Genomic DNA, 18,399 nt, shown 5'->3' with positions numbered 1-18,399 from the left:
ACCTTCAGGCGAGGACGGGGAAGTTGCCGCGGAAGACGCCATGAGGGTCGTGGCGGCGCTTGACGTCACGGAGGCGGTCGAGCACGGCGGGGGTGAAGGCGTCGGCCACGCTCTCCTGCGGGTTGAGGAAGGTCAGGGGCTTGCGCCCGCTGACGGGGAGGGCTTCGACGAGTGCGCGCTGCGTGGCCCTGATCGCCTCGGCCGTCGCCGGGCCGGCCGGAACACCGAACAGGTAGAGCGCGTACGGCTCGGCCAGCGGTCCGTGCGGGCTGTCGGAGGGGCGGGCGAACGCGCCGCCCAGATGACGGATCTGCACGCTCAGCAGCGGGGCGACGGGGCCGGCGAGCAGCGTCTTGGCCGTCGTGTCGTCCAGCCCGGTCAGCAGCTCGCCGCGAGAGGAGCCGGCGCCGGGGTCGGTGGGTTCGGCGGTGATGGACCCGAGCTCGGAGACCGTCATGGTCCGCCGGGTGTCCGACAGCGGCCGGGGAAGGCGGGCCAGGGGAGCCAGCAGGTCGCGAGCCTCGGACGCCTCACCGAGGTATGCGGCGTCCACGGCCACCATGGGCGCTGAGCCGGGGAAATGCAGCAGATCCAGCCAGACGGTCAGCTCGTCCGGCGCGGCGGCGGTGATCCGCCGGTAGGCGTCCATCACGTCCGGCGCGTGCTCGGCGGACCACAGCACCCGCCCTCCATGGAGTCGTGGCGCGGGGTGGAGGGACAGCTCCAGCGCGGTGACGATCGCGAAGTCGCCGCCCCCGCCGCGCAAGGCCCAGAACAGGTCGGGGTCGGCGTCGGCCGTGACGCGCCGCTGCCGGCCCTCGGCGTCCACGATGTCGAAGGCCGTGACGCTGTCGGCGACCCAGCCGTGTGCCCGGCCGAACCAGCTCAGCCCGCCGCCGAGGGCGACGCCGGCCACGCTGACCACCGAAGAGCTGCCCGGCAGGCCGGTCAGGCCGTACGGCGCGGCGGCGGCCTGCAGCCGGCCCGAGGACACTCCGGCTCCGACGCGGGCCCGCCGGGCGACCGCGTCGATCTCCACGGAGTCCAGTGGCCGGGTGCGCAGCAGGACGGCGCCGTCGGTGCGGCCGGTGGCGCCGTGCCCGTTCGGCTGGGCGGCGACGGTCAACCCGGCGGCGCGTGCATGCCGGACCAGCGCGGCGACGTCGTCGGCGTCGGCGGCCTCGACCACGGCCGCCACCGGTTGTTCGACGGCCAGGTTCCACGGACGGCGGGCGGCGTCGAAGCCGGGGTCTCCGGTCGACCAGACCCGGCCGCGGACGGCGGAGCGCAGGGTGCTCAGAGCGTTCACGATCGTTTTCTTTCCGTGATGGCAGGTCAGACGGCTTCCGCACGGCCGAAGAAGGCCGTGGGATCGCCGGTGTACCAGGCGTTGTGGATGCGCATGCGGCGGATGACCCAGCGCTCGCCGTCCCGGACGAGTTCCACGTCGTACGGATTCTTGAGCAGGGCGAAGGTGGCGTGGTCGGCGGTGAGCAGGTGCTGGGCCTCCACCAGGGCGGTCAGGCGCGCGGTGTCGCCGTCGACCGAGATCCGGGGATTGGTGATCTGGTGGGTGGTGTCCACCCGGCCGGTGAACATGGCCAGGATCGTGCTGACGATCACCTCCCGCCCGGACATCAGGGGTGGCCGGCCGCCCCACCTGGCGGCCGCGGGGCGGAAGTCCAGCTCCGCCTCGGCGGCGAAGGCCGAGGCGAACAGTTCCTCGTCCTTCAGGTCCTGGCCCAGGCCGAACCGGTACAAGGCGTCCAGGATCTCGGCGTGGTCCCGCAGTTCCCGGACGACCGCGGTCATGTCAGCGGACTGGGTGGAGTGAGCGGACAGCGCGGATTCACGGGTGACGAACATCGGCCACTCCCGTCGCAGGTCTGAGGGGTCTTTCGAACGGGTCCACTCTCGGCCGGAGCCGGAAGCCGATCAACGCGGTCCTGTGCAATGATCGTGAAGCCTGAGTTAACGATGGGGGGAGCATGCTGGAGCGGCACGAGCTGGAGGCGTTCCTCACCCTCGCCGAGGAGTTGCACTTCGGCCGCACCGCCGAACGCCTGCGCGTGTCCACCGCCCGGATCAGCCAGACGATCGCCAAGCTCGAACGCCGTGTCGGCGTCCCGCTGTTCGACCGCACCAGCCGCCGGGTGGAGCTGACCCCGCTGGGACGCAGGCTGCACGAGGAGGTGCGGCCCGCCTGGCAGCAGATCACCTCCGCGTTCGAGCAGGCCGTCGCCGCAGGCCGTGGCCTCACCGGCACGCTGCGGGTCGCCTTCGTCGGCGCCGCCGGCGGGCAACTGCTCGTCGGGGCGGCCGAACTCCTGCGACAGCGCGAGCCCGGTTGCGACGTTCAGCTCCGGGAAGCGCAGATGGTCGATCTCATGCCCTGGCTGCGCGCCGGGGAGGTCGACGTCGCGCTGGGCACCTTCCCCATCGAGGAGCCCGGCATCGCCACCGGGCCGGTCCTGGTGTCAGAGGCGCGCATGCTCGCGGTGCCGTCCGGGCATCCGTTCGCCCGCCGGGAGTCGGTCTCCCTGGAGGACCTGGCCAGGGTTCCCCTGCTCCAGCTCCCCGGCACGCTTCCCGACTCCCTGCGCGAGGACCGCACCCCGCGCACCACGCCCTCCGGACGGGTGATCGAACCGGGCCCCTCGGCCGCCACGTTCAACGAGATGCTCACCCTCATCGGCGCCGGCCACGGTGTCTTTCCGGTCGGCGCCCAGGCCAGGCGCTACTACGTCCGGCCCGACGTCGCCTACATCCCGTTCAGCGACGCCCCACCGCTGCGATGGGGCCTGCTGTGGAGAGCCGACAACTCCACCGCACGCGTCCGCGCCTTCGTCCGGGCGGCCGGCGATCTGGTCGGCGGCCACGCCTGACCTGAGGGCGTCCCGCCCTGCCGCTTCCGCCCGTATTGCTTCTGCCCTGTCGCTTCTATCGGGCCAGTTCGGCGCGCAGCTCGGCGGGCGTGGTGACCGGCGCCCGGCAGGTGAACCGCCGGCACACGTAGGCCGCGGGCGAGCCGTCGACCATGCCCCGCCCCTCGAGCAGCGGCACGTCCACCGGCACGCTGTCTGCGGGCCCTGTGCCGACCTGTCCTGTGCCGGCGTGTCCTGTGCCCAGCGCGACGACCAGCCCCGGCGTGCCGGACATGAGGGCCGCCCTGTGCAGCGCGCGGGTGCGGGCGTCGTCGGCCGGGCCGACGATCGCCACCTCGGCGGGGCCGCGTAGCGCCGCCTCCGCCACCGCCAGACCCCACCCGGCGAACCGGGCGTACCGCTCCGCCAGCGCGGAGACCGTGCCCAGCGCCGCCTCGGCCGCCTCCCGGTGCCGGGCCGAACCGGTGAGCGCGGCGTACGACAGCAGCGCCCCCGCCGCCGCGAACTGGCCCGAGGGCGTCGCGTTGTCGGTCGGGTCCTGAGGCCGCTGGAACAGCCGCTCGCCGTCGTCGGGAGCGTCGTAGAACCCGCCCGAGCCGTTGGGGAACCGCGTCAGCACGGTCTCCAGGAGGTCCCCGGCGCGGTGGAACCACCGGCTCTCGCCGGTGACGCCATAGAGGGCGAGGAAGCCCTCGGCCGTGTTGGCGTAGTCCTCCAGCATGCCGGCGTTGGCCCCCGCCCGGCCGTCACGGGAGGTCCGCAGCAGCCGGGCCGGGGCGCGGCTCACCGTGTGCAGGTCGTCGAGCAGCTCGGCCGCCTCGCGTGCGGCCTCCAGCAGGTCCGGCCGGTCGAATAGCGCGCCCGCCTCGGCCAGGGCGGCGATCGCGAGCCCGTTCCAGGAGGCCACGACCTTGTCGTCCCGGCCGGGCCGTGGCCGCTGCTCCCGCGCGGCGCGCAGGGCCGTACGGACCCGGTCGAACCGGGCCGGGTCGTCCGGGTCGGCGAGAAGCTGGAGCACCGACGTGCCGTGCTCGAACGTGCCGGTCACCTCGAACACCGATGCGGCCCAGGCGGCATCGTCCTCCCCGAGGACCTCGCGGAGCTGCTCGGGGGTCCAGACGTAGAACACGCCCTCGCCGTGAACGCCGTCCGGTCCCTCGCTGTCGGCGTCGAGGGCCGAGGCGAACGCGCCTTCGGGCGTGCGCATCTCCCGCAGCAGCCATTCGGCGGTCTCCAGGACCACCCGCTTGGCCAGGATCGAGCCGGTCGCGCGCCACCAGTGGGCGTAGACCCGCAGCAGCAGGGCGTTGTCGTAGAGCATCTTCTCGAAGTGCGGCACCACCCAGCCGGCGTCGACCGAGTAGCGGGCGAAACCCCCGCCGAGCTGGTCGTACATGCCGCCCCTGGCCATCGCCTCCATGGTCGTCTCCGCCATGGCCACGGCCTCCCGGGTGCCGTGCCGCAGCAGGAACTCCAGGACCATGGACGGCGGGAACTTGGGTGCCCCGCCGAATCCGCCGCGCCGCTCGTCGAAGCTCTCCGCGAGGTTCCGTACGGCGAGGTCGAGGGTCTCGGCGGTGGGCAGCGGGCCCGAGGGCGCCCCGGTGCGCTCGCTGAGCGCCTCCACCACCTTCTCCCCCTGGGCCAGCACGCCCTCCCGGTCCTGCCCCCAGGCCTGCGACACGGCGTGCAGCAGCCGCTGGAAGTGCGGCCGGGGGAAGTAGGTGCCGGCGTAGAACGGATGCCCGTCGGGGGTGGCGAAGACCGTCATCGGCCAGCCGCCCTGCCCCGTCATCGCCTGGACCGCGCCCATGTAGACGGCGTCCACGTCGGGCCGCTCCTCGCGGTCCACCTTGACGTTGACGAACAACTCGTTCATCAGCCGCGCGGTGGCCTCGTCCTCGAACGACTCGTGCGCCATCACATGGCACCAGTGGCACGCCGAATAGCCGACGCTGATCAGCAGGGGGACGTCGCGCCCGCGCGCCTCCGCGAACGCCTCCTCGCCCCAGGGGAACCAGTCCACCGGGTTGTCCGCGTGTTGCAGGAGGTAGGGAGAGGTCTCGCCACCCAGCCGGTTCATAGGGCCAGCCTCTCACACCGTCGGAAAAGGACGATCCGAGTGAGGACGACGTGGTGGTCCGGCCGTTACGGACGCAGTTCCAGGGAGACGTACGGGGACAGCGCGCGGAGGAAGTCGAGGGCGTCGAAGATCTCGCCGGCGGAGGCGACGCCGACGGTCCTGGTCCGTCCGGTGAGGATGCGGTCGACCGCTTCCACCACCAGCGGCGCGGTGATGGCGTAGATGTCCTGGCCGCTCGCCACGGCACGCCGTTCGCTGCCGCCGGAGCGCACGACGACATCGACGAGGAAGGTCTGGTCGGACCGCCCGCGCTCGTCGACCGGGGCCGGCGCCGGCGTGTCCGGGTCCGACAGGTCCCTGGCGGCCTCGACCGTCATGTAGGTGCGCACATCGGGGATGGGCAGGTGGCTGGGAATGGTGACGACGTCGGCCATCGTGAACTCCCCGATGACGGCCCGAGGTCCCATCGGGTCGGGGAAGGGCCACTCCAGGGTCGGCGCCTTGTCGTCGCGGTACTCCAGCCGGCCGTTCGCGTAACGGACGCGCCGGCCGCCCCGCCGCTGCCCGGAGACCACGCCCGAGGCACGTGTCCCTGCGGTCGGGTGCCAGCTGCTCAGCCCGTACGCGACGTGCGCCTCGTCGGCCGCCGTCCAGTCGCCCATCGCGGCGGTGGCCAGCAGGTCGCCGAAACCGCCGTAGAAGGCCATCGCGGGGACGATCACGGCTCCCGCCGCACGGGCGCGCTCCGCGAAGTTCGCGAACGTGTCGACGTTGGCCTCGATCTCGGCGGCCACATCCACGTACGGGATCCCGGCGCGCAGTGCCGCCTCGATCACGGGAGCGGCCGTCGCGGCGAAGGGTCCGGCGCAGTTGACCACGGCCGCCGCACCGGCCAGTGCGCGGTCGAGCGAGGCCGGGTCGTCGACCGACGCCGGGCGGGCCTCCAGCCCGGATTCTGACGCCAGCACCTTCAACTTGCCGGCGTCGCGCCCGGACAGAACCGGAACGAACCCGCGATCGCGCAGCTGTGCCACCACAAAGCGCCCGGTGTGCCCGTACGCGCCGAACACCGTCACCGTGAGACCCGATCCCATCGGTTCTCCTCCTGCTCGAACGTCCCCTGCGATCTGTCGTGGACATCCTGACGAGGATGGGCGTCTCACACGAGTGTCCGGAACGCCATCACCCGTACAATTCCGGACATGAGCACTGTCGCGCTGGCCGTCACCGACGGGATGCTGCATTTCGAGCTGTCGTTGGCGTACGAGGTCTTCGGGACCGACCTGACCCACGTGGCCGATCCCTGGTACAGCCTCGTCGTCTGCGGGCCGGGCGCGGTGCGGGCCGGCCGGTTCCGGCTGGAGCCCGACCACGGTCTCGACCGGCTCCCGCACGCCGACACCGTGATCGTCCCGGGCTGGGCCGACGTCGACGTCGATCCACCCGCCGATCTGGTCGACGCGGTGCGCGCGGCCCACGAGGCGGGCGCGCGCGTGGCCTCCCTCTGCACGGGCGCTTTCGTGCTGGCCGCCGCCGGCCTGCTGGACGGGAAGCGCGCGACCACGCACTGGGCGCACACCCGGGATCTGGCCGCCCGCCACCCCCAGGTGCAGGTGGACCCGGACGTCCTGTACGTGGACAACGGCAGCGTGCTCACCTCCGCGGGCAAGGCCGCGGCCATGGACCTGTGCCTGCACCTCGTCCGCCTCGACCACGGCTCCTCGGTCGCCAACACGGTCGCCCGCCGCCTGGTCGTGCCGCCGCACCGGGACGGCGGCCAGGCCCAGTTCGTCACCACCCCGGTGCCCGCCCCCGACAACCATCCGCTCGCCGAACTGTTCCCCTGGGTGATCGAACGGCTGGACCACCCGCTGACCGTGGAGGACCTGGCCCGCCAGGCGCGGATGAGCTCGCGCAATCTGAGCCGCCACTTCAGGTCGGTCACCGGCACCACTCCGCTGCAATGGCTGCTGACTCAGCGGATCCGCCACGCCCAGGAGTTGCTGGAGACCACCGACGACGGCATCGACGCCATCGCGGAGGCCACCGGCATGGGCACCGCCACGACACTGCGCCGGCACTTCAACCGCACGGTCGGCGTGCCTCCGGACACCTACCGCCGCACCTTCCGCTCGCGGACCCGCCCCGGCCCGGGCGAGCCGCCACGTCCGGGGAAACTCGTGGGGGACCGCGGGGATGTGTTCCGGCCCGTCCCAGCGTAGGCTCACAGGACGTGGGCTTGGATCTGGACTTCGCTATCAGGCACTCGGGACGCCCCGCGGCCGCCATGACGCGGCGCGACGTCGCGCGGGTGCTGCTGGCCGTGCCGTCCGGACAGGCCCTGGTCGCCCTTCCCGACCTGCGGCGGCAGTTGCTCGCGGCGGGAAACCCGCTGTCGCCCAGGTTCTGGGAGTCGGCGAAAGCCGTGCTGATGAGCATCGAGTCCGGCGTGGCGACGGTCGGCGACGTGCAGCGCTGGCTGGAGTCCAGCGGGACCGAGCCGATCATGCTGACCCGCAGCTACTTCCTCTGGCCTGAGGAGAGCGAGCGCGGCCCGGTGGCCACCGAGATGTACGAGCGGCTGGTCGAGTTCCTGGAGGAGCGGCTGGCGGCCGGGGAGATCGACGCGGACGCGCTGGCCGCGGGGGATCCCGACGCCCGGCACGCCTACGAGGAGCTCCAGGAGCGCTGGCTCGGCACTCCGCTGCCGGACGGCCGGGTGCCCAACGTCGTGGTCAACGACGAGCAGGACCAGGAGCTGTACGCCGCCTGGGACGAGGAGGAGGCGTTCGCGCTGAGCGAGCTGCGGCGGGTGCTCGACGACCTGCCCGAGCCGCCCTTTCCTGCGGACGATCTCCGCTCGGCCGCCCGGCGGCTGCGCGTGACGCTGACCCGGCCCGGTTATCCGGGCAACGTGCTGCGCGCCTGCGCCGGGCTGGAGGACGGCGACCTGCCCGAACGGGACGAGGACCTGTGGCTCACCGTCGCCGCCGGGATCGCCGCGCCGATCTCCGACCTTCCGGACGAGGAGGACGCCGCCCGGTTCTTCGACATGGAGGGCGAGCTCAGCCACGAGGACTCGATACTGGCCTCGTTGTGCGCCATCCACCACGCCGACTGGCTCGCGTCGGTGATCACTCTGGTCCGCTACGGCCCGGGGGTGCTCGCCTCGCCCGAGCGGATCGCCCGGTTCATCGCCGACTCCGAGGACGTCGATGTGGACCCCGACGAGCCGGAGGACCTGGAGGCGACGGAGATGCTGTTCACGGCGGTGACGCCGCTGTGGGCGCACCTCGGCATCGTGGACCGGGCCGAGGTGCTGACCCCGCTGGGCTGGTGGGGCCTGCCCAAGGCGCTGGAGCGCGCCTGGTCCTCGGGCCCCGCGCTGCCCGACTGAGCGGCTCCCGGGCGAAAGGCCACACCGCCCGGCTGAGGGATCAGCCGGGCGTGTCGACCAGGTCCTGGTAGTCGTCGTCCACCAGATCGCGGTATTCCGGATGCCGCTGGATGTAGTAGGCCACGAACGAGCACAACGGCACGACCCGCAGGCCGGCCGCCCGGGCCCCGTCGAGGGCCCCGCCCACCAGCCTGCCGCCCAGCCCGCGGCCCTCGAACTCGCCGCGCACCTCGGTGTGCGGGAGGACCATCGAGCCGTCCCGCAACCGATACTGCGCGAACCCGGCGACCACGCCGTCCACGACGATCTCGTAACGCGACGCGGCGGGGTTGTCGACGACCCGGGTGCCCGCGCTCACGCCTCGGGCCCGTTCCCGCGCCGTTCGTCCTCATGGTGGTCGTGCGGCACCTGGATCTTCCGCATCTGTTTGTTCATGTTCTTCAGCAGGAAGAACAGAGCCAGACCGATCGCGGCGACGACGACGAAGCCCAGGAGACCCGGCCCGTAGCTGGTTGCATCCACGACTTCAGCTTACGAGCAGGCAGGGGTGACCTCGGCGGCGATCCCCGCGAACAGGTCGTCCTCCGGCAACGTGGTGTCCACGAGCGACCGCGCGAGGTGGTAGTCCTCGGTCGGCCAGATCTCCTCCTGCAGCTCACGCGGGCAGACGAACCAGAACCCGTCCGGGTCCACCTGTGTGGCGTGCGCGAGCAGGGCGAGATCGCGGATCTCGAAGTACTCCGCGCACGGGACCTTCGTGGTGACCTCCCACTTCTGGGGCCGGTCCTCCCACCGCGCGATCCAGTCGGCGTACGGCGAGCCCATGCCGCGCTCGGTCATGACGTTGTGCAGCGCCTCGAACCGCTCCCGGGTGAAGCCCATGTGGTAGTAGAGCTTCAGCGGCTGCCACGGCTCACCCGTGCCGGGGTAGCGGTCGGGATCGCCGGCCGCCTCGAACGCCTCCACCGACACCCGGTTGGTCATGATGTGGTCCGGGTGCGGATAACCGCCGTTGTCGTCGTAGGTGAGGATCACGTGCGGCCGGAACTCCCGGACGGCGGCGACGAGCGGCGCCGACGCCACCTCGAGCGGCTGCAGCGCGAAGCACCCCTCGGGCAGCGGCTCGTTCTCGTCCTCGGGAAGCCCGGAGTCGACGAAGCCGAGGAAACGCTGCTGGACGCCGAGGATCTCGCGCGCCTTCTCCATCTCCTGGCGGCGCACCTCGCCCATGTTCTCCAGAATGTCCGGCCGGTCCATCTTGGGGTTGAGGATCGAGCCGCGTTCACCACCCGTACATGTGACGACGAGCACCTCCGCGCCCTCCGCGACGTAGCGGGCCATCGTGGCGGCGCCCTTGCTCGACTCGTCGTCTGGGTGCGCGTGCACGGCCATCAGCCTCAACGGTGCACTCACGTCTCTCCTCAGGTGTTCTATGGCTACGAAAAGAGGTTAGCTTCTAAGGGACCGTGCGTTCCGGACCCGGTATGGCCCGCGTCGCCGACACGGTCGACTTGTGCGGACGATCGTCTCGCACAACACCGACAATCCTCAGGGAGATTCCGCGATGCCCACCGATGAGGCCGGCGGTCAGGGGACACGCCCGGTGCTCGGCACGCCGGACGACTTCGCGCCCCGCCCGGCGCGGCCCGCCAGGCTGGTGCCGTACATCGTGATCGCGCTGATCGTGGCGGTGATGGCGGGCGGCTGGGGCTATGTCATGCTCCGCGCGAACGGGAACCCCTCGGTGAGCGCCGACGTGATCACCTTCGACGCGAGCGCAGCGGACTCCGCCGTCATCACCTTCACCGTGCACAAGCCCGCCGACCGGGCGGCGATGTGCCGGATCCAGGCACTCGACACCCAGCACCTGGAGGTCGGCAGCCGTGAGGTCGACATTCCCAGGGGCCGGTCGAACCTCGAGTTCACCGAACGGTTGAGGACGAGTTCCCAGGCCACAGCAGTACATGTCGACTACTGCGATCTCGTATAGTGGAATCTTTGGGGAAGCGTTCGAAGGCGTTAACTTGACAGCCTTTCGAGTCACTTACGGAAACAAGGAGAGCCCGTGGCCGTCTCCCAGAACGACAACGTCACCTGGCTGACGCAAGAGGCGTACGACCGCCTCAAGGAGGAGTACGAGTACCTTTCGGGCCCGGGTCGCACCGACATCGCCAAGAAGATCGAAGCCGCCCGGGAAGAGGGTGACCTCAGGGAGAACGGTGGCTACCACGCCGCCAAGGACGAGCAGGGCAAGATGGAGGCCCGCATCTTCCACCTCCGGCAGATCCTGGACAACGCCAGGGTCGGTGAGGCTCCCCGCGCCGAGGGCGTCGTGGGTCCCGGCATGACCGTGACGGTCCGCTTCGCCGGCGACGACGAGGAGGTCACCTTCCTGCTGGCCTCCCGCGAGGAGAGCGGCGCGCCCATCGACGTCTACTCGCCGAACTCCCCCCTCGGGTCCGCGATCAACGGCAAGAAGATCGGGGAGAAGGCGACGTACACGCTGCCCAACGGCAGGCAGAACACCGTCGAGATCCTCGAGGCCGTTCCGTACATCGGCAACTAGGTTCCACCCTTTTCGCCCCGGCCGGGAATTCCAGAACCGTTTGCGGTATTCCCGGCCGTGCGGCAGTCTCGTCGTGGACCGGACCATTCGCCGCGGGAGGGGTGAGATCGTGCTCGATCGCCGAGCGCGTCCGTCCGCCCGTTTAGGCAGGAAGCTCGCGAGGGCCGTGTCCGAGGCTCGTCAGGATCTCGCCTTTCGCCCCCGTCTGCCCCGTCCGGGGCGCCTGCGCAGGACGGTTCCCCTCATCGCCGTGGCGCTCGTCGCCGTGCTGACGATCGACGTGCTCGTCCTCGGCGACCTCGGGTCGGAATCCGCCGACTCGGGTGTGATCACGGCCCTGTCCGAGCGGCGCACGGGCAACGGCTACGTGGCGGCGGCCCGGCAGGCCCGCGACGTGTCGGCCCCGACGCCGGGACGCCAGGCCCCGGCCGCCCAGACGGTGACGCAGCAGCCGGTGGCTCCGCTGGCGCGGCTGATCCGGCCGCACCTGTTCGTGGTGGCCAACCGGCCCCTTCCCCCCGAGGTGGTGGAGAAGGTGCGCAAGGAGAAGGGCGTGACCGCCGCCGAGGTGACCGGCGCGGCCGACGTGGCCGTGGACGGCAAGCGGGTGCCGACGATGGGCGTCGACCCGTCCACCTTCCGGTCGTACACGCCGAAGGTGACGGCATCCTCCGACGAGCTGTGGCGCAACATCGCCGCCGGTGACATGGCGGTCTCCTTCGAACTCGGCAACGACGGCGGCGTGCAGCTGGGCTCGCAGGTCCACAGCGGCGCCAGGCGCCTGCGCATCGGCGCGTACGCCACGGTGGGCATGGGCTCGATCGCGGCGATCGTCTCGAAGGGGACGGCGGCGGCGCTCGGCATCCCGGACGGCAACGCCCTGGTCGTGAGCGCGCCGAAGGTCGACTCCCGCAAGCTCCGCCTCAGGCTGCTGAAGATCCTGCCCAAGGGCAGTCAGGTCGCCACGATCAACCCGGTGGTGGTGACGCCCAAGGGACGCACGGTGTGGCCGCAGACCGCGTTCATGTCCGCGGAGCAGCTCAAGGTCGCGCTCACGGCGGCCGTCAGCAAGCTCGGCCGGCCGTACGTGTGGGGCGCAGAGGGGCCCGACAGCTTCGACTGCTCCGGGCTCGTGCAGTGGGCGTACGCGCAGGCGGGCGTGCGCATGCCGCGGGTGACGTACCAGCAGTGGGTCACCGGTCCGCAGGTGCCGCTGTCGCAGGCGCAGCCGGGAGACCTGCTGTTCTGGCGCAACGATCCGACCAACCCCGGCTACATCTCGCACGTCGCCATCTACTGGGGCAACGGGAAGATGCTGCACGCCCCGCACACCGGCGACGTCGTGAAGATCGCGAACGTCTACACCAAGAACCTCGCCGGGGTCGTCCGGGTCAGTCCGCAGATCTCCGCCCGCGTCCGCTGACCGCGCCGGCGGCCAGACCGTCCATGACGAGCGAGAACAGATGCTCGCGGCGCGCGGCGACGACAGGGCCCTGCTCGGCGATCCAGCCGACGGCGCTGATCAGCGCGAACACGTCCATCCCGTCGGCGTCGGGCCGGATGTGGCCGTCGTCCTGGGCCCGTTCGACCAGCCGTCCTGCGGCCTCCCGCATGGCGGAGCACGACGCGTGGAGGGGGGAGTCCTCATCGCTGATCGTCGTCATCATCGAGGTGGTCAGACCGCGGTAGGCGCTCGCGCCGCGGAGGAACTCCCGCAGCCACTGTCGTAGCGCCTCGTGGGAGTCGTCCGCCTCCTCCAGCTTCTCGGCGCGGGCCGCCAGATTGTCGAACCGCTGCCGGAGCAACGCCTCCAGCAGGGCCTCTCTCGTGGGGAAGTGCCGGTAGAGCGTGCCCATGCCGACCTCGGCGCGCCGGGCGATGTCGCGCAGCGACGCCTGAGTCCCCTGCTCCTCCACCACTGTCCTGGCGATCTCCAGGATGCGCTCGTAGTTGCGTTGCGCGTCCGCACGCTGCTGCCGGCCGGTCATGCGTCGATCCTCGCACCTCGGCATCCCGAGCATTGACATCCGGAGCGGTGCTCCGATTATTATCTGGAGCACCGCTCCGAATCGTAGTCGTCCAGGAGGATCGATGTCCGAGATGAAGGCCGTCCGCATGCACAGGACCGGCGAGCCCGGCGTTCTGGCGCTGGAGGAGGTTCCCCGCCCCGAGCCGGGAACCGGAGACGTGCTCGTCCAGGTGCACGCGGCCGGGATGAACCCGCCCGACTGGTACGCCCGCAAGGGCTTTTCGAACATCCCGGAGGAACTGCGGCCCGTGTTCCCCCTGCCGTACACCCCCGGCTCGGACATCTCCGGGGTGGTCGCCGCCGTCGGCCACGGCGTCACGGAATGGCAGGAGGGCGACGAGGTGTTCGGCCTCGTGCGCTTCCCCTCTCTGGAGCACGGGGGAAGGGGCTACGCCGAATACACCACCTCGCCCGCGCTCCACCTGGCCCGCAAGCCGGCGAACCTCAGCCACGTGGAGGCGGCCGCCGTGCCGATGGCGGGGCTCACCGCCTACCAGTTCATCTTCGACCACATCAAGCTCGACGAGGGCCGCAGAGTGCTGGTCAACGGCGCCGCCGGCGGGGTCGGCCACTTCGCGGTGCAGCTCGCCAAGGTGCTGGGCGCGTACGTGATCGGGGTCGCCTCGGGGCGGCACGAGACGTTCCTGCGCGAGCTGGGGGTCGACGAGTTCCTCGACTACACGACCACCCGTGTGGAGGACGAGGTGCGGGACGTGGACGTGCTCATCGACACCGTGGGCGGGCCGGACGGGCACCGCTTCCTGCCGGTGCTGCGGCCCGGCGGCGTGATCAGCCCGGTATTCCTCGGCGAGTACCACCGGGAGCGCGCGGCGGAGCTGGGCATCTCCTTCCGAGGCGGTCAGGTCCACTCTGACGGGGAGCAGATGGCCGAGCTGGGACGCCTGCTCGAAGAGGGCCGGCTGCGCGTCGGCCTGGACTCCGTCTTCCCGCTCGCCGAGGCCGCGAGGGCACATGAACGGGCCGAACGCGGGCACATCCAGGGGAAGATCGTCCTTCGGGTCGTGCCGGACTAGATCGGCAGCCCGGCCTCGAGATAGCCGAGAGCCTCGTCGACCAGATCGGGCAGCGGGGTGGCGCCGTCCCGCTCGACCCAGGTGAACAGGGCAGGGAGCAGGACCCCCATGACCGCGCCGACGAGGGCCCGTACGGCGAGGGCGCGGGGGTCGCGGCCCGCCCGCTCGGCCACCGCGCCCGCGAGCATGTCGATCGTGTCGAACAGCCCGTCCATGGTCCGCGCTCGCAGGGCGGGGACGGAGGCGGACAACCTGGTCCGGGCGAGCACCTTGTCGAGCTCTTCGGCCCGCATCGACGCGAAGGTCGTACGGAAGGCGGCGCGCAGCGCGGTCAGCGGAGGCAGGTCCGGCGGCTGAGCCTTGATCGTCGCCATGAGGATCGGGTCGTAGTCGCCCTGGGCGACCACGTCCTCCTTCGTGGGGAAGTAGCGGAAGAACGTGCTGGGGGAGACCTCCGCCGCCTCCGCGATCTGCTCGACCGTCGTGGCCTCGTACCCCTGCTCGGCGAACAGCCGCAGGGCCTCCTCCTGGATGGTCCTGCGGGTCTTGGCCTTCTTGCGCTCGCGCAGGCTCGTGACAACGCCGTCCGAGGGGTGCGTGGACCGGTCAGCGCGCTGTGGTGAGCTCATGTCCCGATTCTGCCGTTTTTCCATCCCTGCCCGTACTCCCCGGTAGGAGGACGCACTGACACGCACTGGGCCATTGCCGAGTAGCGATGTAATGTTGATTACATGTCTGCAGAAGAACAGTTGAGCGCCTGGTTCGCCGGCCGGTTGCCGGAAAACTGGTTCGCCGAGTCCCCCAAGGTCGTGGTGGACCGCGAGGAGATCACCGTGCTGGGCACGCTTCCGCCGCTGTCGGTGGCCGAGGGGCTCCCGGACGTGGAGCGCGCGGCGGCGATGGAAGGGTACGTCGAGCGGTTCCGCGAGGAGACGCGCGAGCGCAGGATCGACATCGCCAAGGAGGCCGAGCACCGCTTCCGCCGCAAGGTCTCCTGGGGCGTCGTCGTCGGTGACGAGACAGTGATGTTCACCACTCTTTCCGTCCCCGTCATGACCCGGCTGCGCCAGCCGGAACGGCAGGTCCTCGACACCCTGGTCGCTGCGGGTGTCGCACGCAGCCGCAGCGACGCGCTGGCCTGGTGCGTCAGGCTCGTCGGCAAACACACCGACACGTGGCTCGCTGACCTGCGCGATGCCCTCCAGCATGTGGACCGGATCAGGGCGGAAGGCCCCGGCGGATTGGACTGAACCAATTCCCGGAGAGGTCTGGACCATTCGAATTGGCCTATACCAATGTGTAAGGCCGGTCAGGCGGGTAAGGGGGAGAAGGACGTTTTTTCGACAGGGCCAGAGTGGGTAAGGTCCCACAACATCGCGGCCGCTGCCTGCGCTGATGCTGTCCGAGGCCGTGAAGTCGAGAATGGCGCCGATTTAACGGAGTGGAAACACGATGGTCTACTCCAATTGGATTCGGAGGCCATTCGTCGCTGATGATGCTCTGGCCCTGAGAGATTAAGGAGCCGCCCCCGTGTCCATTTCAGTAGAGGTACCGACGCCCACCACTCACAGCGATCTGGCGGCCTGGGTGACGCAGATCGCGGAGCTGACCCAGCCGGACCGGATCGAATGGTGCGACGGCTCCGAGGCCGAATGGACGCGCCTGACCAACCTTCTGGTCGAGCAGGGCACGCTCAAGCGGCTGGTCAAGCGTCCCAACAGCTTCTACGCGGCCTCGGACCCGAGCGACGTCGCCCGCGTGGAGGACCGCACGTTCATCTGCTCCGAGCGTGAGGAGGACGCCGGGCCGACCAACAACTGGATCGCGCCCGACGAGATGCGCCGCACGTTCGCCACGCTGTTCAAGGGCTGCATGCGGGGCCGGACGATGTACGTCGTGCCGTTCTGCATGGGCCCCCTCGGCGGGACCATCTCGCAGCTCGGCGTCGAGATCACCGACTCGCCGTACGTCGTGGTGTCGATGCGGATCATGACCAGGATGGGCGAAGCGGCGCTGCGCCTCATCGAGGAACGCGGAGCGGCGCGAAAGGCCCGAGAGAGCGAGGCACGAGCCAACGAGGGCCGCGGCAAGCGCGACCATGAGCACAGCGACTTCGTCAAGGCGGTCCACTCGGTGGGCGCGCCGCTGGAGCCGGGCCAGGCCGACGTGCCGTGGCCGTGCAGCCAGACCAAGTACATCAGCCACTTCCCGGAGACCCGCGAGATCTGGTCGTACGGCTCGGGCTACGGCGGCAACGCGCTGCTGGGCAAGAAGTGCTACGCGCTGCGGATCGCCAGCGCGATGGCCCGCGACGAGGGCTGGCTGGCCGAGCACATGCTGGTCCTCAAGCTCACGCCGCCGCAGGGCGAGGCGCGGTACGTCGCCGCGGCCTTCCCGTCGGCGTGCGGCAAGACGAACCTCGCCATGCTCCAGCCCACGATCCCGGGCTGGAAGGTCGAGACGATCGGCGACGACATCGCCTGGATGCGTTTCGGCCCCGACGGCCGGCTGTACGCGATCAACCCGGAGGCCGGCTTCTTCGGCGTCGCGCCCGGGACCGGCCAGTCCACGAACGCCAACGCGATCAAGACGCTGTGGGGCAACAGCATCTTCACGAACGTCGCACTGACCGACGACGGGGACGTCTGGTGGGAGGGCCTCACGGACGAGCCGCCCGCGCATCTCATCGACTGGAAGGGCCGCGACTGGACGCCGGAGTCCGGCGAGCCCGCCGCCCACCCGAACGCCCGGTTCACCACTCCGGCCGAGCAGTGCCCGACGATCGCCCGCGAATGGCAGGACCCGGCAGGGGTGCCGATCTCGGCCATCCTGTTCGGCGGCCGCAGGGCGACCGCGGTGCCGCTGGTGACCGAGTCGCTGAGCTGGCAGCACGGCGTCTTCCTGGGCGCGAACGTGGCCTCGGAGAAGACCGCGGCGGCCGAGGGCAAGGTCGGCGAGCTGCGCCGCGACCCGTTCGCGATGCTGCCGTTCTGCGGCTACAACATGGGCGACTACTTCGGCCACTGGCTCGAGGTCGGCAAGATGACCGACCCGGAGAAGCTGCCCAAGATCTACTACGTGAACTGGTTCCGCAAGGACGCGAACGGCCGCTTCCTGTGGCCGGGCTTCGGCGAGAACAGCCGGGTGCTCAAGTGGATCGTCGACCGGCTGAACGGCGTGGCCGACGCCGTGCCCACGCCGATCGGCAACCTGCCGGCGTCGCTCGACACCGAGGGCCTCGACATCGCGCCCGAGGACATGGAGCTCCTGCTCAGCGTCGATCCCGAGGTGTGGCGCGAGGAGGCCGCGCTGATCCCGCCCCACTTCGAGACCTTCGGCGACCACATGCCGAAGGAGCTGTGGGACGAGTACCGCGCCCTGGTGCAGCGGCTCGGCTGAGCCCAGCGGCTCGGCTGATTCGGGCCGTCCGGCCGGTCCGGGAGGCACGAGGGGCACACGAGGGGCCCCCGGACCTGGCCGAGGCCCTCGGGGCCGAGCTCGCCTCCCGGCCGCGGGCACGTGGGCGCCTCCGACCGCGAAGCGGGTTACTCCGGCCGTGCCCAGGAAAGCCTGAGGGCAGGGCATGCCGGTTCGCCCGCGATAATTGGTGATCGAGCCCACCGTCGCGAGGAAGAGGGTCGCATGAGCATGCGCGATCTCGTGTACAAGCTGTACGAGCGCAGGCTCGAACGGAAGCTGTCCTCCGACCAGATCCCCCGCCATGTCGGCGTCATCGTGGACGGCAACCGCAGGTGGGCGCGGGCCATGGGCCTGCGGGACGTCAGCCGGGGCCATCAGAAGGGCGCCGACAAGATCTCCGAGCTGCTGGTGTGGTGCCGCGAGGCCGGGGTCGAGTACGTGACGCTGTGGCTGCTGTCCACCGACAACCTCGCCAGGGACAAGGCCGAGCTCGAGCCGCTGCTCCAGGTGATCGAGAACCTCGTGCAGGATCTCGTGGACCAGGGATGGCATCTCAACCCCATGGGCTCGCTCGACCTTCTGCCCGATCACACGGCTCGTGTCCTCAAACACGCAAAAGAAACCACATCGCATCGTCCAGGCCTGATTGTGAACGTTGCCGTTGGGTATGGAGGAAGGCGTGAGATCGCTGATGCGGTGCGCTCCCTCCTCCAGGAGCACGCCAGCAAGGGCGCGAGTATCGAGGACCTCGTCGAGGTCCTCGACGTCGAGCACATCGCGGAGCATCTCTACACGCGCGGCCTGCCCGACCCGGATCTCGTCATCCGGACCTCGGGAGAGCAGCGACTCTCCGGATTCCTGCTCTGGCAGAGCGCCCACTCCGAGTTCTACTTCTGCGAGGCCTACTGGCCCGACTTCCGCAGAGTCGACTTCCTGCGGGCGCTCCGCTCGTACGCCGCACGGCACCGTCGGTACGGCTCCTGAG

General features: G+C 70.6%; 19 protein-coding genes. 10 read left to right on the top strand and 9 right to left on the bottom strand.

From position 1 onward, the window contains the following. Window positions 1–4 precede the first annotated feature (4 nt). Window positions 5–1,309, bottom strand: a complete 1,305-nt coding sequence (locus tag FLW16_RS33970; RefSeq protein WP_142564411.1) for an FAD-binding oxidoreductase — start codon at window positions 1,307–1,309, stop codon at window positions 5–7. 26 nt (window positions 1,310–1,335) lie between these two features. Then, window positions 1,336–1,866 (bottom strand): nuclear transport factor 2 family protein, encoded by a 531-nt coding sequence (locus tag FLW16_RS33965; protein WP_142564410.1) that lies wholly within the window; start codon window positions 1,864–1,866, stop codon window positions 1,336–1,338. A 122-nt stretch (window positions 1,867–1,988) separates the two neighbouring features. Between FLW16_RS33965 and FLW16_RS33960 the strand changes: the two genes are divergently transcribed. Next, complete coding sequence (locus FLW16_RS33960) at window positions 1,989–2,885, top strand: LysR family transcriptional regulator (RefSeq protein WP_142564408.1); 897 nt, start codon at window positions 1,989–1,991, stop codon at window positions 2,883–2,885. A 55-nt stretch (window positions 2,886–2,940) separates the two neighbouring features. Here FLW16_RS33960 and FLW16_RS33955 read toward each other — a convergent pair whose 3' ends face one another. Both FLW16_RS33955 and FLW16_RS33950 read right to left on the bottom strand, forming a co-directional pair. Next, a complete protein-coding gene (locus FLW16_RS33955; RefSeq protein WP_142564406.1) occupies window positions 2,941–4,968 on the bottom strand; it encodes a thioredoxin domain-containing protein in 2,028 nt (675 codons plus the stop codon). A 65-nt stretch (window positions 4,969–5,033) separates the two neighbouring features. Next, window positions 5,034–6,062, bottom strand: a complete 1,029-nt coding sequence (locus tag FLW16_RS33950) for a trans-acting enoyl reductase family protein (RefSeq protein WP_142564404.1) — start codon at window positions 6,060–6,062, stop codon at window positions 5,034–5,036. A gap of 108 nt (window positions 6,063–6,170) precedes the next feature. Between FLW16_RS33950 and FLW16_RS33945 the strand changes: the two genes are divergently transcribed. Together FLW16_RS33945 and FLW16_RS33940 are read left to right on the top strand one after the other, a co-directional pair. Further along, on the top strand, window positions 6,171–7,190 hold the full coding sequence (locus FLW16_RS33945; RefSeq protein WP_142564401.1) for a helix-turn-helix domain-containing protein: 1,020 nt from the start codon (window positions 6,171–6,173) through the stop codon (window positions 7,188–7,190). An 11-nt stretch (window positions 7,191–7,201) separates the two neighbouring features. Then, on the top strand, window positions 7,202–8,365 hold the full coding sequence (locus FLW16_RS33940; RefSeq protein WP_142564399.1) for a hypothetical protein: 1,164 nt from the start codon (window positions 7,202–7,204) through the stop codon (window positions 8,363–8,365). A gap of 40 nt (window positions 8,366–8,405) precedes the next feature. Here the strand turns inward: FLW16_RS33940 and FLW16_RS33935 are convergent, their stop codons facing one another. Genes FLW16_RS33935 through mca form a run of 3 tightly spaced genes read right to left on the bottom strand, consistent with a single transcriptional unit; the run spans window position 8,406 to window position 9,778 of the window. Continuing rightward, entirely contained in the window at window positions 8,406–8,723 is a 318-nt protein-coding gene (locus FLW16_RS33935) for a GNAT family N-acetyltransferase (RefSeq protein WP_142564397.1), read from the bottom strand. Beyond that, complete coding sequence (locus FLW16_RS44085; RefSeq protein ID WP_185949714.1) at window positions 8,720–8,887, bottom strand: hypothetical protein; 168 nt, start codon at window positions 8,885–8,887, stop codon at window positions 8,720–8,722. The genes FLW16_RS33935 and FLW16_RS44085 overlap by 4 nt, the downstream gene beginning before the upstream one ends. Before the next feature lie 9 nt (window positions 8,888–8,896). Then, complete coding sequence (gene mca, locus FLW16_RS33930; RefSeq protein WP_142564395.1) at window positions 8,897–9,778, bottom strand: mycothiol conjugate amidase Mca; 882 nt, start codon at window positions 9,776–9,778, stop codon at window positions 8,897–8,899. Window positions 9,779–9,929: 151 nt separating this feature from the next. On the opposite strand from mca, the gene FLW16_RS33925 reads away from it, so the two are divergent. The 3 genes from FLW16_RS33925 (at window position 9,930) to FLW16_RS33915 (ending at window position 12,354) form a co-directional block, all read left to right on the top strand. Then, entirely contained in the window at window positions 9,930–10,355 is a 426-nt protein-coding gene (locus FLW16_RS33925; protein WP_142564393.1) for a DUF4307 domain-containing protein, read from the top strand. Between the two features lie 75 nt (window positions 10,356–10,430). Next, the gene (gene greA, locus FLW16_RS33920; protein ID WP_142564391.1) at window positions 10,431–10,931 is read left to right on the top strand and encodes a transcription elongation factor GreA; all 501 of its coding nucleotides are present in this window, start codon (window positions 10,431–10,433) and stop codon (window positions 10,929–10,931) included. Between the two features lie 250 nt (window positions 10,932–11,181). Then, window positions 11,182–12,354 carry a C40 family peptidase gene (locus tag FLW16_RS33915; RefSeq protein WP_260615868.1) on the top strand — a complete coding sequence of 391 codons (1,173 nt, stop codon included), beginning with the start codon at window positions 11,182–11,184 and terminating at the stop codon, window positions 12,352–12,354. On the opposite strand, the gene FLW16_RS33910 is transcribed toward FLW16_RS33915, so the two are convergent. Beyond that, window positions 12,323–12,919 (bottom strand): TetR/AcrR family transcriptional regulator, encoded by a 597-nt coding sequence (locus FLW16_RS33910; RefSeq protein WP_142564389.1) that lies wholly within the window; start codon window positions 12,917–12,919, stop codon window positions 12,323–12,325. The genes FLW16_RS33915 and FLW16_RS33910 overlap by 32 nt on opposite strands. A 103-nt stretch (window positions 12,920–13,022) precedes the next feature. On the opposite strand from FLW16_RS33910, the gene FLW16_RS33905 reads away from it, so the two are divergent. Further along, window positions 13,023–13,994, top strand: coding sequence for an NADP-dependent oxidoreductase (locus FLW16_RS33905; protein ID WP_221891419.1), 972 nt, complete (start codon window positions 13,023–13,025; stop codon window positions 13,992–13,994). Here FLW16_RS33905 and FLW16_RS33900 read toward each other — a convergent pair. Then, window positions 13,991–14,623 (bottom strand): TetR family transcriptional regulator, encoded by a 633-nt coding sequence (locus FLW16_RS33900; protein WP_142564387.1) that lies wholly within the window; start codon window positions 14,621–14,623, stop codon window positions 13,991–13,993. The two genes, FLW16_RS33905 and FLW16_RS33900, sit on opposite strands and share 4 nt — an antisense overlap. A 102-nt stretch (window positions 14,624–14,725) precedes the next feature. Between FLW16_RS33900 and FLW16_RS33895 the strand changes: the two genes are divergently transcribed. From FLW16_RS33895 to FLW16_RS33885, 3 genes are all read left to right on the top strand, one after another. Further along, entirely contained in the window at window positions 14,726–15,244 is a 519-nt protein-coding gene (locus tag FLW16_RS33895) for a hypothetical protein (protein WP_142564385.1), read from the top strand. Window positions 15,245–15,524: 280 nt separating this feature from the next. Then, on the top strand, window positions 15,525–17,393 hold the full coding sequence (locus FLW16_RS33890; protein ID WP_185949713.1) for a phosphoenolpyruvate carboxykinase (GTP): 1,869 nt from the start codon (window positions 15,525–15,527) through the stop codon (window positions 17,391–17,393). A gap of 243 nt (window positions 17,394–17,636) precedes the next feature. Then, window positions 17,637–18,398 carry an isoprenyl transferase gene (locus tag FLW16_RS33885; protein WP_079315659.1) on the top strand — a complete coding sequence of 254 codons (762 nt, stop codon included), beginning with the start codon at window positions 17,637–17,639 and terminating at the stop codon, window positions 18,396–18,398. The last annotated feature ends 1 nt before the right edge of the window (window position 18,399 follow it).

Source organism: Microbispora sp. KK1-11 (assembly GCF_006874435.1).
GTDB lineage: Bacteria > Actinomycetota > Actinomycetes > Streptosporangiales > Streptosporangiaceae > Microbispora > Microbispora catharanthi.
This window is presented reverse-complemented; position numbering and strand designations above follow the sequence as displayed.

Coding starts and splice junctions, on each gene's coding strand:
- FLW16_RS33965 (WP_142564410.1), bottom strand. CDS start 1,866: ATGTTCGTCACCCGTGAATCCGCGCTGTCCGCTCACTCCACCCAGTCC.
- FLW16_RS33960 (WP_142564408.1), top strand. CDS start 1,989: ATGCTGGAGCGGCACGAGCTGGAGGCGTTCCTCACCCTCGCCGAGGAG.
- FLW16_RS33955 (WP_142564406.1), bottom strand. CDS start 4,968: ATGAACCGGCTGGGTGGCGAGACCTCTCCCTACCTCCTGCAACACGCG.
- FLW16_RS33950 (WP_142564404.1), bottom strand. CDS start 6,062: ATGGGATCGGGTCTCACGGTGACGGTGTTCGGCGCGTACGGGCACACC.
- FLW16_RS33945 (WP_142564401.1), top strand. CDS start 6,171: ATGAGCACTGTCGCGCTGGCCGTCACCGACGGGATGCTGCATTTCGAG.
- FLW16_RS33925 (WP_142564393.1), top strand. CDS start 9,930: ATGCCCACCGATGAGGCCGGCGGTCAGGGGACACGCCCGGTGCTCGGC.
- FLW16_RS33910 (WP_142564389.1), bottom strand. CDS start 12,919: ATGACCGGCCGGCAGCAGCGTGCGGACGCGCAACGCAACTACGAGCGC.
- FLW16_RS33905 (WP_221891419.1), top strand. CDS start 13,023: ATGTCCGAGATGAAGGCCGTCCGCATGCACAGGACCGGCGAGCCCGGC.
- FLW16_RS33900 (WP_142564387.1), bottom strand. CDS start 14,623: ATGAGCTCACCACAGCGCGCTGACCGGTCCACGCACCCCTCGGACGGC.
- FLW16_RS33895 (WP_142564385.1), top strand. CDS start 14,726: ATGTCTGCAGAAGAACAGTTGAGCGCCTGGTTCGCCGGCCGGTTGCCG.
- FLW16_RS33885 (WP_079315659.1), top strand. CDS start 17,637: ATGAGCATGCGCGATCTCGTGTACAAGCTGTACGAGCGCAGGCTCGAA.